This window comes from Myxococcus sp. AB056 (assembly GCF_006547365.1).
Lineage (GTDB): Bacteria > Myxococcota > Myxococcia > Myxococcales > Myxococcaceae > Myxococcus > Myxococcus virescens.
Genome location: NZ_VHLB01000154.1, coordinates 1 through 12,442, shown reverse-complemented (window position 1 = coordinate 12,442; position 12,442 = coordinate 1). Strand labels below are relative to the sequence as shown.

Here is a 12,442-nt window from a genome sequence, read left to right as displayed (position 1 = left end):
GAGTGAGCCGGAAGGTGACCTGAACGTTCCCGCCAGGGCGGGAACGTTCAGGTCACCTTCCGGCTCACTCGGTCCTTCAGACACGATGGTGACGGCGGAGTCCTCCGACCATGCGGACTCCTCGAGGCTGGGATCCCATGCCAATGCGGCCTCCTCGGCGTTGCGAGGCTGATTGAGCTCCGAGGTCACGATGAGCTGATGCAGCCCGCGAGCGCCTTCCAGCACCGCGTCGTCCGGACTGCCCCGTTTGAAGGCGGGAACCACGTCGTTCGCCATGATGGCGTCACTGCGCGCCTGCTCATTCGGGCCATCCACGCCATCCCCCAGGATGATCTCCGCAGCGCGGTCGTCGAGCGCGATGAAGAGCAGCGCGCCGTCGTCACGACCGGCCGTGCCCAGCCCCCACCGATTGAAGAGCTCCAGCGCGAAGGCGCGCGGCGGCTGGCGTCCCGTCGAGTCGACCACCACCACCGCGAGCTGGCCTTGGCCATCACGGACCAAGGCATTGCCGAGCTGGTCCACCTCCGCCAGCGTCTGCGGCGTGAGTGTCCTGGTCGTGTCCACGGACCATGCGTTGGCCGCGAGCCGCGGCACTTCCTTCACGGTGACACCCAGGGCTGGAACGCCAAGGGCCCAACAAGCCAGGAACACCCAGCACATCCAAGTGCGCATGGGTGTCGACGCTAGCCCATTCAGGGTCTATGCGCCCGTGCCCGTCGCCGCCGTCTCAACCAGCATCGGCACGAAACCGCCGTGGGACCTGCGGCCCTCGTCATAGGGCATGCTGCCCGGGTGCATGCGCGGATCGGCCATGGCCTTCCCCCACCCGGCGTCGCGCGCCTCCTTCGACGGCCACTCAATCCAAGCGAAGACGACCTGCTCATCCGCGGTGGCCTTCACCGCGCCCTTGAAGTCAGTGACCTTCCCGTCGGGGACATCGTCTCCCCACGCGTCGACGACGCGCATGGCGCCATGCTCCAGCAGCACCGCCGCGAGACGGGACGCGATGGCATGGTAGGCCTCCTTGTTTCCAACCGGCACCGGCACGAGGGAGCCATCGACATAGCCGGGCCTGCCCGCTCCGGCCTCATGGATGCTGGGAACGAAACCGCCGAAGATCATCCGCTTCCCATCGAAGGGCATGTTCGCGCCTATCGCCTCCATCCTTGGGTCACGCATTGCCTTCGCGTTCGCTTCGTCGCGCACCGCCTTGCTGGGGTACTCAATCCAGGAGAAGACGATGACCTCATCCGGCTCGGCCTTCACCGCGCGCCGCAGGTCGGTGACCTTGCCTTCAGGGACGTCGTCCCCCCAGCTCTCAACGAAGCGCGTCGCACCAAACTCCTTGTACAGCGGCGCGGCGGCACTAGCGGTCTGCCGGTACGCCTCCTTGTTCGCCGAGGGGACTGCGATCACGAATCCGTCGATGTAGGCCATGGCAACTCTCCAGCGGGGGTACTCTTGCTTTGACAAGAAAGGTTGATACCAACATAATCACCCTTGTCAATGCCCAGAGCCGTCCCATTCGCCACGACGCTTCACGTCCGTGACCACTGCCTGTGCCTGGTGGTCCAGCAGGCCGCGCGCGCCCTGGCGCGGCGCTTCGATGAAGCCCTGCGCCCCGTGGGCCTCACGCATGGACAGTTCTCACTGCTGATGTCGCTCAATCGCCCCCAGCCGCCGTCCATCGGCCCCGTCGCGGAGCTCCTTGCGATGGACCGGACCACGCTGACAGCCAACCTGAAGCCGCTCGAAAGGCGCGGGCTGGTGAAGACCACCGTCGACCCGGCCGACCGCCGCGGGCGATTGCTGACGCTGACGGACGCCGGGCTCCAGCTCCTTCAATCCGCGCTGCCCCACTGGGAGAGGATGAACGAGGAGACGGAGCGATTGCTGGCGCAAACCGATATCGACGCCCTTCGGGCTGGGCTGCGTGCGCTCTCCTGAGTCCTCGTCTAGCCGCCAGAGCGATGATGCGCCCGGAGGCAGCGGCTCCAGACTCGGTCGCCTTCGCCAGGGTGCCCTGGCGCCGGCAGCGTGCGCCCCACGTTCTGCTATAGGGGGCCCGTGAGCATCGCGACCCACGAAGAAGGCCCGCTGCGAGGACCGAGCTTCTTTTTCAGCCGCACGGCGCTCCGCGCGCTCGCGCTGGCCCATCGCGCCAGCTACGGCGCGGCGCGGCCTCATCCCCACGCCGTCATCGATGGCTTCCTGGGGGGACCGCTGGCGTCCGAACTGGCCGCGGTCTTCCCGGGCGCGACCGAGGCAAGTTGGAAGCGACGCGACCACCCCGAACAGGCGGCGCGACTGGGACAGCTTCAGCGCAAGGCGTTCGAAGACGTCCCCGGAGCGCTCCGGCACCTGCTTTCGGAGTTCTCCGGCATGGCGTTCATCGACTTCCTGGAGTCACTCACCGGGGTGCAAGGGCTCATCCCGGATCCGCACTTCCGAGGCGCCGGGCTGCACCTCACGTTGCGTGGGGGGCATCTGGCGCTGCACGCCGACTTCAACCGCGATCGCTTCCGCGCGCTCTCCCGCCGGCTCACCGTCCTCTACTACCTGAACCCCGACTGGGAACCCGCCTGGGGAGGGGACCTCGAGCTGTGGACCGCGGACCTCTCCCGGTGCGAGACGCGAATCGCCCCCCTCCTGGATCGCCTGGTCGTGATGGCCCACGGCGACGACCACTGGCACGGACACCCCACCGCGCTGGCGTGCCCCGAGGGACGAGGGCGCGCCGCGGTCGCGGCCTACTTCTACACCGCGGAGGAAGCCCCCAACGCGCCGGAGCCCCACAGCGCCATCTGGGCACCACCGCGCTCGTAGCTGGCACGTCGATTCGCGGTACGGCGCTCGTCCGCGCTGGCGCCAACCCTCAAGCCGCGGGAGCCACGGCCTTCCCCGCGGCTTCCGGATGCGTGAATCGGTCCTTGAGACGCAGCAAGGGCTTCTCGAAGAAGCGCCACGAAACGAGCGTGAGCGCCAGCAGCACCGCGTACTCGAACAGGATGCCCACCGCGGTAGCGACGAAAGTCGAGGGAATGAAGCGGTAGAACAGCGGTCGCGTGTAAATGCCGCCAGCGGGGATGACGAGCGCATGGAACAGGTAGAGCCCGTAGCTCACCTGCCCCACGAAGCGCAGTGGCCGCCATTGAAACACGGCCTGGAGCACCCGCGCGCGCCCGGAGAGTACCCACCCCAGCAGGCTGGCGAAGCCCACCGCCCAAAGCGTGTACAGGCCCGCCACCAGCAGCACGCGGACCTGCGGGCCACCCGGCCCCGTGAGCGCCGTTGCCATGTGAATGGCGGCGCCCTGGCCGAAGAAGACGAGGGACACCCCGCAGGCCACGAGCAACGCGGGCACCGCGAGCCGCGCGCCCCATCGTGACAGGCCGTCCGCCGTGGCGCGGCCATCCACCACGCCCAGCGCCAACAGTCCACCGAGCGCCAGTCCATCCAGACGGAACAGCGTGAAGGTGTAGACCTGGATGGGCGCCGCGCCCTCCCACAGGGCCGCGAGGCGCGCCACGGGGGACAGCAGCACACACGCCCACAGGAGCGCGCGGAGCTGCCCGTTCCGGAGGAAGAACACGAGCAGCGGCCACACCAGGTAGAACTGCTCCTCGATGGCCAGGGACCACGTCACGTTGATGGGCGCGGGACCGAAGTCCGTCATCCAAAGGTTCTGGAGGTACAGCACGTAGGTCACCCAGGAGTAGCGCTGGGTATCGAAGGCCAGGGCCGGCAGCAGCCGCCCCATGATGCCGAAGGAGAAGGCCAGCACCAGGAAGTACAGGGGCCAGATACGCAGCGCCCGCCGCGCGTAGAAGGTACGGAAGTAGCCTCCACGCTCACGCGTCTGCACGAGGATGCGCGTAATCAGGAAGCCAGAGAGGACGAAGAAGAGGTCCACGCCCGCCCAGCCCACCTGGAAGAGCGAGCCCAGCGACGCGCTGCGCAGCCCTGTCAGTGAGTGATAGGCAATCACCATCAGCACCGCCACGCCGCGCAGCCCGTCCAACGCGGGAAGGTACTCCGGCAGGTGCAGCGGCTCCGAGGGTTCGGTCTTCATCTCGGGGCGGACCATAGCTGGAAACGGTGGAGGCATCCCACCCGAGCCCTTCAGGACCTGTTCACCGAGGCAAATCCTCGCACGTCGCGGCAGGCAAGCACGTCAGGCCATGGCCTTGCAGTCGTCGTGGCACTTCCCATATGAAGCGCGCGCTCATGCTCCGATTCGTGGCAATCATTGCCCTCCTGACCACCACTCCTACGCTCGCGAACGAAGAGGCGGAAAGCCCCGCCCCCATCGCCGAGAGCAACCCGCCCCTCAGCCGAGAAGAGGCGCTGGAGCAATATGAGCTCCGGCACATCGGGTTCGATGAATACATCGCCGTGACGCTTTCGTATTCGCCACTGGCCGTCAGGAGCCCGCCGAGCCGCTGGACCGTCCCGTATGAGGGGAAATACAAGAAGCCACTAGAGGGCGAGGCGTTCTATCAGAAGCTCGGCCGAGACGACCTCGTTGCGGAGTATCAGTCGAGAAGCGCCACCAAGCTCACCCTGAAGATCGTCGGGGGAGTCGTGATGGTTGGCGGGCTCGTCTACGGCATCGCCACACCAGGCGCTCAGTCCGAAGACTGCGAGCTCGGCCCCGACTTCTCGGCCTGCATCGACCGCAACTTCGCGGCTGGCGACCGGAAGCGGAACATGTTCCTCGTGGGAATGGGCGTGAGCCTGGTGGGAGTAGGGCTGCTGGGGTGGGGCATCTTCTACAACCCCCATCCCATCGCCTCCAGCGAGGCCCGCGAACTGGCGGATGGCCACAACAAACGCCTTCGCCAGGAGTTGGGCCTGTCGGATGTCCCCGCGCCAGCCCCAGGCCCACGAAAGCGGCCATACGTCATCCAGGCCCGCCTGACGCCTGTCTTCGGCCCGAACTCCGGGGGACTGCTGGTGGACGGGCGCTTCTGATTCCCGGCCGCGATGTCAGGAAGCGTGCCCAGGCCGGGTCGGGGCGCCTCACGCATGGCTCGCCGGAGCCCGTCTCCCCGGCGACCATGGTCCCCCCGAAGCCGTGGCCCGCGCGGCCAGCATGATGACCGTGCAGGCCTGAAAGGACGCCCTGGATGCCCTCCGCCCCGAACGATGCCTCCCAGCTTGTCGAGCTCGCCGGCCACCACGGACTGAAGCTCAAACCCGACACCCTGTCGGTCAACGAGGCCGGACTGGACTATCGCGTCGTGATGGCGCGCGACCTCGAAGACACCCAGTGGGTCCTCCGCATCCCCCGGCGTGAAGACGTCTCCGCGAAGCTCCCGGACGAGAAGAAGATTCTCGACTTCATCGGTCCCCGGCTCGGCGTGGCGGTTCCCAGGTGGCATGTCGCACACCGGGACCTCATCGCCTATCCGGCGCTGCCGGGCAGGCCCGGGCTGACGCTGGACCCCACCTCGGGCGAGCCCGTGTGGCACTTCGACCGCGAGTCCCCCGTCTATGCCCGCCAGTTCGGCCAGCTCCTGGCCCGGATGCATGCCATCGACGTCGAGGATGCCCGGCGAGCGGGCCTCATCGTCGAGACGCCCGACCAGGTCCGCGCCAACTGGGCCTCCGACATTGCTCGCATCAAGCAAGCCTTCGACGTGGCGCCCGCCCTCCACCAGCGTTGGGAGCGCTGGCTGGGCGACGACTCCTACTGGCCCCGCTTCGTCACGCTGACGCACGGGGAGATGTACCCTGCCCATGTCCTGCTGGCGCCGGACGACACCATCACCGGCGTCCTCGATTGGACGACCGCGAAGGTAGGAGACCCGGCGCGCGACTTCATCTTCCAGAAGATGCTCGGTGTGGACGCCGCGTTCGAGGCCACCGTGGACGCCTATGTGAAGGCGGGCGGGCAGGTCCCAGACCGCCTGGGCGACCACTGTGTGGAACTGCTCGCGGCTTCACCCGCCGGCTATGCCCTCTTCGCGCTGACCACCGGCCTGCCAGAGCACCGGGCGGCCGCCCAGGCGCAGTTGAACCCCGAAGCGGCCATGTAGGCACAGCGGGCCGGGCGGCGGGCGAGCTCCCCGCCGCTCAGGTTTCACTGTCCAATCACGGCCTGGGGCGCTAGGTAGGGACGGCTCGATGGAGCTTCGATGACCGCTGCCCTCCTGTCCCTGTCCCTCGCCTTCACGCTCGTCACCGGCCAGTTCGCGCCCCAGCAGGCGGGGAGTGACCCGCTCGCGCCGGAGCTGGAGGCGCGTGCCCAGATGCTGGGCAAGCAGCTCCGGTGCGCCGTGTGCCAGGGACTGTCCGTGGCGGACAGCCCGTCCTCCATGGCGCGCGCCCAGCTCGACATGATTCGCGAGCTCGTCTCCGAGGGGAAGAGCGACGCCGAAATCGTCGAGTACTTCGTCGCCCGCTACGGTGAGTGGGTGCTGCTGTCCCCCCGCGCGGAAGGCTTCAACTGGTTCGTGTGGCTGGGCCCGGTGGGGCTCGTCGCCGTGGGCGCCTTCGTCATCTGGCGGCAGCTCCAGCGCGGCGCGGGTACAACGGAGCAGGCCCCGCCCGCGGCCACGACTTCGGAAGAAACGGCGGCCCCGGCCGCGCCCGCTGGAACGCCTCCAGCGGATGAAGAAGACCCGTACCTCCAGGCCGTGCGCCGGGAGCTCGAGCGCTAGGAGCGCCAGGCCATGCAGCCGCAGACGACGAATTGGTTGCCCGGAATCATCGTGCTCGCCGTCACCTTCGTGTTGGCGGCGGGCTGGATCCTCTTTCAGCGCCGCAAGGGCTCCCTTGCGTCAGCCGAGCCCCGCGACGGCGTGCTCGATGACCTGACCCAGCGCGCGCAGTCCCTCATCGACCAGCTCCGCGCGCTGGAAGCGGAGAAGCACAACCAGAGCGCCGAGCAGTATGCCGCCGAGAAGTCCCGCCTGGAGCGCGAAGCCGCCGGGGCGCTGCGCGCGAAGGACGAGCACCTCAAGCGCAAGGCCTCCAGCGAGGGCGCCCGCCCCCGTCCCCAGGCTCCGGCCCCTACCGGGTGGGCGTCTCGCAATCCGCAACTGGTGGGCGCGCTGTGGGGCGCGGGCATCGTGGTGTTCTTTGGTGGGCTGGGCTACCTGCTCGTCTCCGAGCAACAGACGCGCACCGACGGCATGGAGGCCACCGGCCGTATGCCCCCGGGCGGCGCCGCCGCGCAGCAGCAGGGCGCGGGCATGGACGACCCGATGCAGGAAGGCCCGGAGATGCAAGAGGCTCGCGCGCGGCTGAATGCCAACGCCGGAGATGTGGACGCGGCGGCGCTGCTGAGCCACGAGCTCATCCGCCGTCAGCAGTTCGACGAGGCCGTGAAGGTCACCGCGAAGGGCCTGGCGGCGGACCCCTTCAACGTCGAGCTGAAGGTCCACCGCGGCGTGCTTCGCGCCACCCAGGGCGACATGGCCGGCGCCGAAGCGGAGCTGACGGAGCTGGTGGACACCTGGCCGGACGCGCAGGAGGCGCTCATCTTCCTGGGCAGCCTCGCCCTGCGCCGCGGCGACAAGGCCGCCGCGCTGGCCCACTTCGAGCGGTTCTCCGTGGAAGTGCCGCGCAACATGCAGCCGCCGCAGCTCGGCCCTGCGATTGCCCAGCTTCGCGCGGAGGTCGCTGGCGACATGCCCTGACGCCCAGCCCCCTGCCCTCACCGGCAAGCACCCGCGGCGCCGCCCCAACCACCCGGAGTGGTCGAGGCAGGCGCCGCTGGCGTTTTCGACGCTCAGTGCACCGCGGCCCGCCGACGGCGGAAGCGCCGCACCTTCTCCACCAGCGTGTCCGGCATCGCCGCCTTGGCGCCGTTGCGCAGCAGGCGCGCCAGGGATTCGGACTGGGAGAACCAGCGCCCCTCCCACGTCCCGGCATGGACCCGCACGGACAGCGTGCGCCGCTGCTTGGACACCCAGTCGGACTTGTACGTCTCGGTGCCCCGGAGGAAGTCGTACTCCGTCAGGCCGGCCTCCATCGCGTCGCGGAACGTCTCGCCCACCAGCACCAGGCCCACGCTGCGATTGCGCCACGCCGGGTCATAACCGGACTGGAAGTACACGAAGGTGTCGCGGTGGAGGATGCCGTACACCGACGCCACCGCCTGGCCGCCCACCTTCATCGTGTAGAGGCGCAGCCGGCCCCGCTCCGCCAGGAACTGCGTGGCATCGCGGTGGAACGCCTCCACGCCCGAGCCCTTGATGCCCTGCGAGCCCCCATCCGCGGCCCACCGCGCCGAGTGAAGGCGGAAGAAGTCCGTCAGCGGCGCCGCCAGCTCGCCCGGGGCGTCCGTGCGCTCGATGCGGTAGCCCTCCTGCTTCGCCAGCCACTTGCGCCGCCGCAGGAAGTTGTCGCGGCGCCCAGTGCGCTTGAGGAACGCGTCGAAGGGCTCGCCCGGCGTCAGCGTGTCATACGGGCACACGTAGCGCGGCGCCACGCGGACGTCCTGCCTGGCGAAGGTTTCCCGGAGCACGTCCACGGTGGGCGAGTCCTCGCGCAGGTCCGACAAATCCAACACGTCCCATTCGTCGCGCAGCGCGTGCAGCATCCGCGCGAAGGCGCCGGCTACCTCGCGCTCACGGCCCCGCCGCGCCACGACGTCCAGGTAGTCGCTGCCGACGTGTGTCTCCCCCAGGAAGCTCAGCCGCCGCACCGGGATGCCGGTGACGCCCAGGTACTCGACGCCCAGCGGCATCAGGCCCACCAGCGTGCCCGCCGCGTCGCGCGCGGTCAGCACCAGCGGGCGCCGGCCCGTGGCGATGCGCCGGCACCACGGGTACACCCACTCCCAGGCGTTGAAGGGCCCCGCGTCGCTCGCATCCATCAGCGCGGCCCATTCCTCCCGCATCCCCGCCAGCGTGGAGAGGCTGCCCACGGCGCCTACCTCCAACGGGTGCGCGGCCCACGCGCCCTGCGACAGCTCATCCTCCCGAATCAACGCCCGTCCTCCCGGAGAGGCAGCCGCCCCTCCCCTGTTCCCCGAATGAACTTCACCCCGCGCGCTTCTTCGACCGCTGGTCCGACTTCACGGCCTCGCGCACCGCCTGCGCCACGTCCGCCATGACCTCCGGCGTCAGGTCCTGGTGGCACGGAATCTCCACGATGGAGCGACGCAGCTGCGCCACCTCCGGGAAGGCCGATGCGTCACAGGCCGGGTGGAAGCGCTTCCAGAAGTCGATGGCGTCGATTCCCTGCACGCGCAGCCGCGCCAGCACCTCCGCCTTGTCCTGCACCACCAGCGGGTAGAACAGCGGGCACGCGCCCGGCGGAAGCTGGTTGAACAGCGGCGCGGAGATGTCGCGCAGCCGGCCCAGCAGGAAGAAGTAGTTGCGGCGCCGCTGCTCGACGATGGATTCCAGGTCCTGGGCCAGGGCAATCCGCTTCGTCAGCGGGCTCATGCCCAGGTCCACGTGCTTGCGGTCGAAGTGCTGCGTCCCCGTGGCCACGCGCTCGATGCTGGCCGCCTTCACGGTGCCATGCCCCAGCGTGCGCACGGCGCTGCGCAGGGCCCGGCCGGCCAGGCCGCCGCGCAGCTCCAGGTTCTGCAGCAGCGCGGACACCGTGTGACTGAAGGTGGACACGGACGGCGGCGCGGGCGGCTCCGGAAGGCTGTACTGGCGCGGGCCGTTGACGACCAGCGCGCCCCCATTGGGAACCGGAAGCGTCTTGTAGAGGCAGAAAATGCCCACATCTCCCGTCGTCCCCAGGGGCACCGCGCCGTCGGAGGACAGCAGCGACAGCGCGCAGTCCTCGATGAGGATGAGGCCGTGCTGGTCCGCCAGCTTGCGCATCTCCGCGACGGGGCCCGGGAAGCCCGCGTAGTGCGTCAGGTACAGGGCCCGCGTCTTCGGGCCGATGCGCCGGGCCACGTCGTCCAGGTCCACGTCCCAGCGGCTGCCCACGCGGTAGAAGCGCGGCGTGGCGCCGGCGTCCACCAGGGCCTCCACCTCCACGCCGTGGTGGTAGGCGGGCATCAACACCTCGCCCGAATCCAGCCCCAGCATCTTCACCGTCAACCAGATGGCGTTGCGGGCGAAGTAGAAGTAGCGGACGTTGGGCGAGGAGAACGGCGGCAGCGCGCCGGGCTTCGGCCGAGACAGCAGCATGTGCGGCCACAGCGTGGGCAGTGACGGCACGAACAGCCGGCCAGAGTGCTTCATCGTCTCCATCGCGACACCACCTCTTTCACCGCGGGCCCCCACCGGAACTTGGCCGCACACAGCGCCTGGCCGAAGGGGGAGTCATTGAACACGTAGAGCCAGGTGTGGCGCCGGACCTCGTTCGTCCAGTCGCGCTTCCACACCATGTCGGGCCCCAGGAAGTCGAACTCGTGCAGGCCCCGGTCGATGCAGTTCCCGATGACCTCATCCACCAGGAGCTGGCCCGGGCTGCACTCACGCAGGCTTTCGTCGTAGCCGGGCTTCAGCAGGAAGTAGCGCCCGCCGTATTCCAGGCCGTACTGGAACGCCACGGGCCGGCCGTCCAGCCGCAGGAAGTACAGCGCCAGCCGCTGGCGGTAGGCGGAGTCCCGCGCCAGCTCCGTGTAGAAGCCGCGCGTGCGCGCATCCTGCGCCATGGCCGTGCCGCGCGCGCCCTTCCAGCCGCTCTGCTCCAGCAGGAAGCCTTCCTCCAGCGCGCCCTCCAGGCCCAGCCCGCTGTCCACCCGCTCGAAGGTGAGCTGGCCCTTCTCCTCCAGCTTGCGGCGGCGGCGACGGCAGTTGGCCTTGAACTTCGACTGCAATGTCTTCTGCAAGGCATCGCGGGTCGCCGGCAGCGGCACATACGGGGAGCGCAGGGACTCCCACTCGCCCACGGGCAGGCCGGACTCGCGCGCCACCGCGTGCAGCCGCCAGGCGGCCCCACCGTCGGGGACATCCGTGAGCCGCAGCACATCCCAGCCACCGGCCGAGCGCAGGTGGGACACGAAGGCCGCCGCGGCGACCTCCGGTTCCTTCGCCACCAGGTCGAACCGGCAGGAGTGGGCGTTGGCCGCCGCGGACAGCTGCCGCGCCGGTACACCCAGCAGCGTCGTGCGCTCCTCCCACAGTGGGAGCACCGCGCCGAGGCTCCCGTCCGCGTCCCGCAGCGTCAGCACGCGCGGATTCACACCGGGTACGAAGTTGTCCATCCAGATGCGGATGAACTCATGCCGGTAGAACAGCTCGTTGGAGGTGGCCTCCACGAGCGCGTTCCACTCGGACTCCAGGGACATGAAGGCCGCGCGTCCCGTCACTTCGGTGACGCGCGGCGAGGCAGAAAGGTCTCTTGCTTCCATGAGGTGTCGGGTGCCCAAGGTGGTGATGAAGGTTCGCGGCTACAACCCGCTGCGGGCCATCTTCAGCAGGCAGGCGGCGACCTTGCGGCTGTCATGTCGAATCCTGGACCCTGCCTTGAGCAGGTCCGCCTGCACCGGCACCACGCCCGCGCCAATCAAGTCCCGCGGGTTGGCCGACACCACGAACGAGCCGCGACGGGCATAGCGCCGGTTCGCCTCTTCCGTGGGCAGCGTGCCGTTGACGAGCACCGCGTCCAGCACCGGCCCCACGTGGTCCGTGACAGCCTGCACGTGGTCCAGGCAGGACATGCCGTCCGTCTCCCCCGGCTGCGTCATCAGGTTGGCCACCATGATTTTCAGCGCGCGCGTCTCCTTGAGCGCCTGGGCCACGCCGTCCACCAGCAGGTTGGGCAGCACGCTCGAGTACAGCGAGCCCGGGCCGATGGCGATGAGGTCCGCCGTGTAGATGGCCTCCAGCAGGCCCTCGGTGGGCGGCGGCGAGCGAGGACTCAGCGTGACGCGGCGCACCCGGCCGTGCGCGCGGCAGATGTTGCGCTCCCCCACCACCTCCGTGTCGTCATGCATCTGCGCCACCAACTGCACGGACGCCAGCGTGGACGGAAGCACGTGGCCCCGGGCGCCCAGCAGCTCCCCGGACATGCGCACCGCCTCCATGAAGTCCCCCTTCAGCTCCGCGAGCGCGGCGATGAGCAGGTTGCCCACCGCGTGGCCCGCCAGGCCGCGCGCCCCGCCGAAGCGGAACTGGAAGACGTCCTTGAGCGCGTTCTTGCCACCCGCCAACGCCACCAGGCAGTTGCGGATGTCGCCCGGAGGCAGCGCGCCGTGTTGGCGCCGCAGACGGCCCGAGCTGCCGCCGTCGTCGCTCATGGCCACCACCGCGGTGATGTCGATGCCCGGCTCCCGGGCCTTCGGTGTCGCGCGCCGGGCCAGGCCGCGCAGCACCATGGGCAACCCCGTGCCTCCGCCGATGGCGACGATGCGCGTCGGCCGGTCCACCTGCCCCTGCAGCACCTCGTTGCCCTGGCGCTCCAGCTCCAGCCTGCGACGGGCCTCCGCCCACTCCGCGGGCAGCGGCGCTTCCATGTCCATTCCCACCATGACGCTTACCCCCATCCACGACGCCCCAGCCCGCCTCCCCAGGCG

13 protein-coding genes are annotated in these 12,442 nt (G+C 69.4%); 6 read left to right on the top strand and 7 right to left on the bottom strand.

The annotated features are described in order from the left end of the window. Both FMP39_RS35950 and FMP39_RS35945 read right to left on the bottom strand, forming a co-directional pair. Nucleotides 1–672, bottom strand: a 672-nt coding sequence (locus FMP39_RS35950; RefSeq protein WP_141594470.1) for a YgcG family protein, incomplete at its 3' end; no start/stop codon positions are given. 27 nt (nucleotides 673–699) lie between these two features. Further along, a complete protein-coding gene (locus FMP39_RS35945; protein WP_141594469.1) occupies nucleotides 700–1,437 on the bottom strand; it encodes a DUF1428 domain-containing protein in 738 nt (245 codons plus the stop codon). 69 nt (nucleotides 1,438–1,506) lie between these two features. On the opposite strand from FMP39_RS35945, the gene FMP39_RS35940 reads away from it, so the two are divergent. Further along, nucleotides 1,507–1,947: a MarR family winged helix-turn-helix transcriptional regulator gene (locus FMP39_RS35940; protein WP_141594468.1), complete on the top strand. Its 441-nt coding sequence runs from the start codon at nucleotides 1,507–1,509 to the stop codon at nucleotides 1,945–1,947. Nucleotides 1,948–2,067: 120 nt separating this feature from the next. Beyond that, nucleotides 2,068–2,826 (top strand): 2OG-Fe(II) oxygenase, encoded by a 759-nt coding sequence (locus FMP39_RS35935; RefSeq protein WP_141594467.1) that lies wholly within the window; start codon nucleotides 2,068–2,070, stop codon nucleotides 2,824–2,826. A gap of 49 nt (nucleotides 2,827–2,875) precedes the next feature. Here the strand turns inward: FMP39_RS35935 and FMP39_RS35930 are convergent, their stop codons facing one another. After that, the gene (locus FMP39_RS35930; protein WP_228558621.1) at nucleotides 2,876–4,072 is read right to left on the bottom strand and encodes an acyltransferase; all 1,197 of its coding nucleotides are present in this window, start codon (nucleotides 4,070–4,072) and stop codon (nucleotides 2,876–2,878) included. Nucleotides 4,073–4,212: 140 nt separating this feature from the next. Here FMP39_RS35930 and FMP39_RS35925 point away from each other — a divergent pair, with 140 nt between their 5' ends. The 4 genes from FMP39_RS35925 to FMP39_RS35910 all read left to right on the top strand — a co-directional run bounded on the left by FMP39_RS35925 (nucleotide 4,213) and on the right by FMP39_RS35910 (nucleotide 7,646). Continuing rightward, nucleotides 4,213–4,974 (top strand): hypothetical protein, encoded by a 762-nt coding sequence (locus tag FMP39_RS35925; RefSeq protein WP_141594465.1) that lies wholly within the window; start codon nucleotides 4,213–4,215, stop codon nucleotides 4,972–4,974. 155 nt (nucleotides 4,975–5,129) lie between these two features. Continuing rightward, on the top strand, nucleotides 5,130–6,041 hold the full coding sequence (locus FMP39_RS35920) for a macrolide 2'-phosphotransferase (protein ID WP_141594464.1): 912 nt from the start codon (nucleotides 5,130–5,132) through the stop codon (nucleotides 6,039–6,041). Nucleotides 6,042–6,140: 99 nt separating this feature from the next. Continuing rightward, a complete protein-coding gene (locus FMP39_RS35915; RefSeq protein ID WP_141594463.1) occupies nucleotides 6,141–6,665 on the top strand; it encodes a cytochrome c-type biogenesis protein in 525 nt (174 codons plus the stop codon). 12 nt (nucleotides 6,666–6,677) lie between these two features. Then, entirely contained in the window at nucleotides 6,678–7,646 is a 969-nt protein-coding gene (locus FMP39_RS35910; RefSeq protein ID WP_141594462.1) for a tetratricopeptide repeat protein, read from the top strand. 92 nt (nucleotides 7,647–7,738) lie between these two features. On the opposite strand, the gene FMP39_RS35905 is transcribed toward FMP39_RS35910, so the two are convergent. From FMP39_RS35905 to yvcK, 4 genes are read right to left on the bottom strand one after another with little or no spacing between them, the layout of a single operon-like run. Further along, entirely contained in the window at nucleotides 7,739–8,941 is a 1,203-nt protein-coding gene (locus FMP39_RS35905) for a GNAT family N-acetyltransferase (RefSeq protein WP_141594461.1), read from the bottom strand. A gap of 52 nt (nucleotides 8,942–8,993) precedes the next feature. Beyond that, nucleotides 8,994–10,163 carry a DegT/DnrJ/EryC1/StrS family aminotransferase gene (locus FMP39_RS35900; protein ID WP_141594460.1) on the bottom strand — a complete coding sequence of 390 codons (1,170 nt, stop codon included), beginning with the start codon at nucleotides 10,161–10,163 and terminating at the stop codon, nucleotides 8,994–8,996. Continuing rightward, complete coding sequence (locus FMP39_RS35895; protein ID WP_194858710.1) at nucleotides 10,160–11,278, bottom strand: GNAT family N-acetyltransferase; 1,119 nt, start codon at nucleotides 11,276–11,278, stop codon at nucleotides 10,160–10,162. Before FMP39_RS35895 ends, FMP39_RS35900 begins: the two co-directional genes overlap by 4 nt. A 39-nt stretch (nucleotides 11,279–11,317) precedes the next feature. Continuing rightward, the gene (gene yvcK, locus FMP39_RS35890; RefSeq protein WP_090495127.1) at nucleotides 11,318–12,397 is read right to left on the bottom strand and encodes a gluconeogenesis factor YvcK family protein; all 1,080 of its coding nucleotides are present in this window, start codon (nucleotides 12,395–12,397) and stop codon (nucleotides 11,318–11,320) included. Nucleotides 12,398–12,442: the final 45 nt, after the last annotated feature.

Coding starts and splice junctions, on each gene's coding strand:
- FMP39_RS35945 (WP_141594469.1), bottom strand. CDS start 1,437: ATGGCCTACATCGACGGATTCGTGATCGCAGTCCCCTCGGCGAACAAG.
- FMP39_RS35940 (WP_141594468.1), top strand. CDS start 1,507: ATGCCCAGAGCCGTCCCATTCGCCACGACGCTTCACGTCCGTGACCAC.
- FMP39_RS35930 (WP_228558621.1), bottom strand. CDS start 4,072: ATGAAGACCGAACCCTCGGAGCCGCTGCACCTGCCGGAGTACCTTCCC.
- FMP39_RS35925 (WP_141594465.1), top strand. CDS start 4,213: ATGAAGCGCGCGCTCATGCTCCGATTCGTGGCAATCATTGCCCTCCTG.
- FMP39_RS35920 (WP_141594464.1), top strand. CDS start 5,130: ATGCCCTCCGCCCCGAACGATGCCTCCCAGCTTGTCGAGCTCGCCGGC.
- FMP39_RS35915 (WP_141594463.1), top strand. CDS start 6,141: ATGACCGCTGCCCTCCTGTCCCTGTCCCTCGCCTTCACGCTCGTCACC.
- FMP39_RS35910 (WP_141594462.1), top strand. CDS start 6,678: ATGCAGCCGCAGACGACGAATTGGTTGCCCGGAATCATCGTGCTCGCC.
- FMP39_RS35900 (WP_141594460.1), bottom strand. CDS start 10,163: ATGAAGCACTCTGGCCGGCTGTTCGTGCCGTCACTGCCCACGCTGTGG.
- FMP39_RS35895 (WP_194858710.1), bottom strand. CDS start 11,278: ATGGAAGCAAGAGACCTTTCTGCCTCGCCGCGCGTCACCGAAGTGACG.
- yvcK (WP_090495127.1), bottom strand. CDS start 12,397: ATGGTGGGAATGGACATGGAAGCGCCGCTGCCCGCGGAGTGGGCGGAG.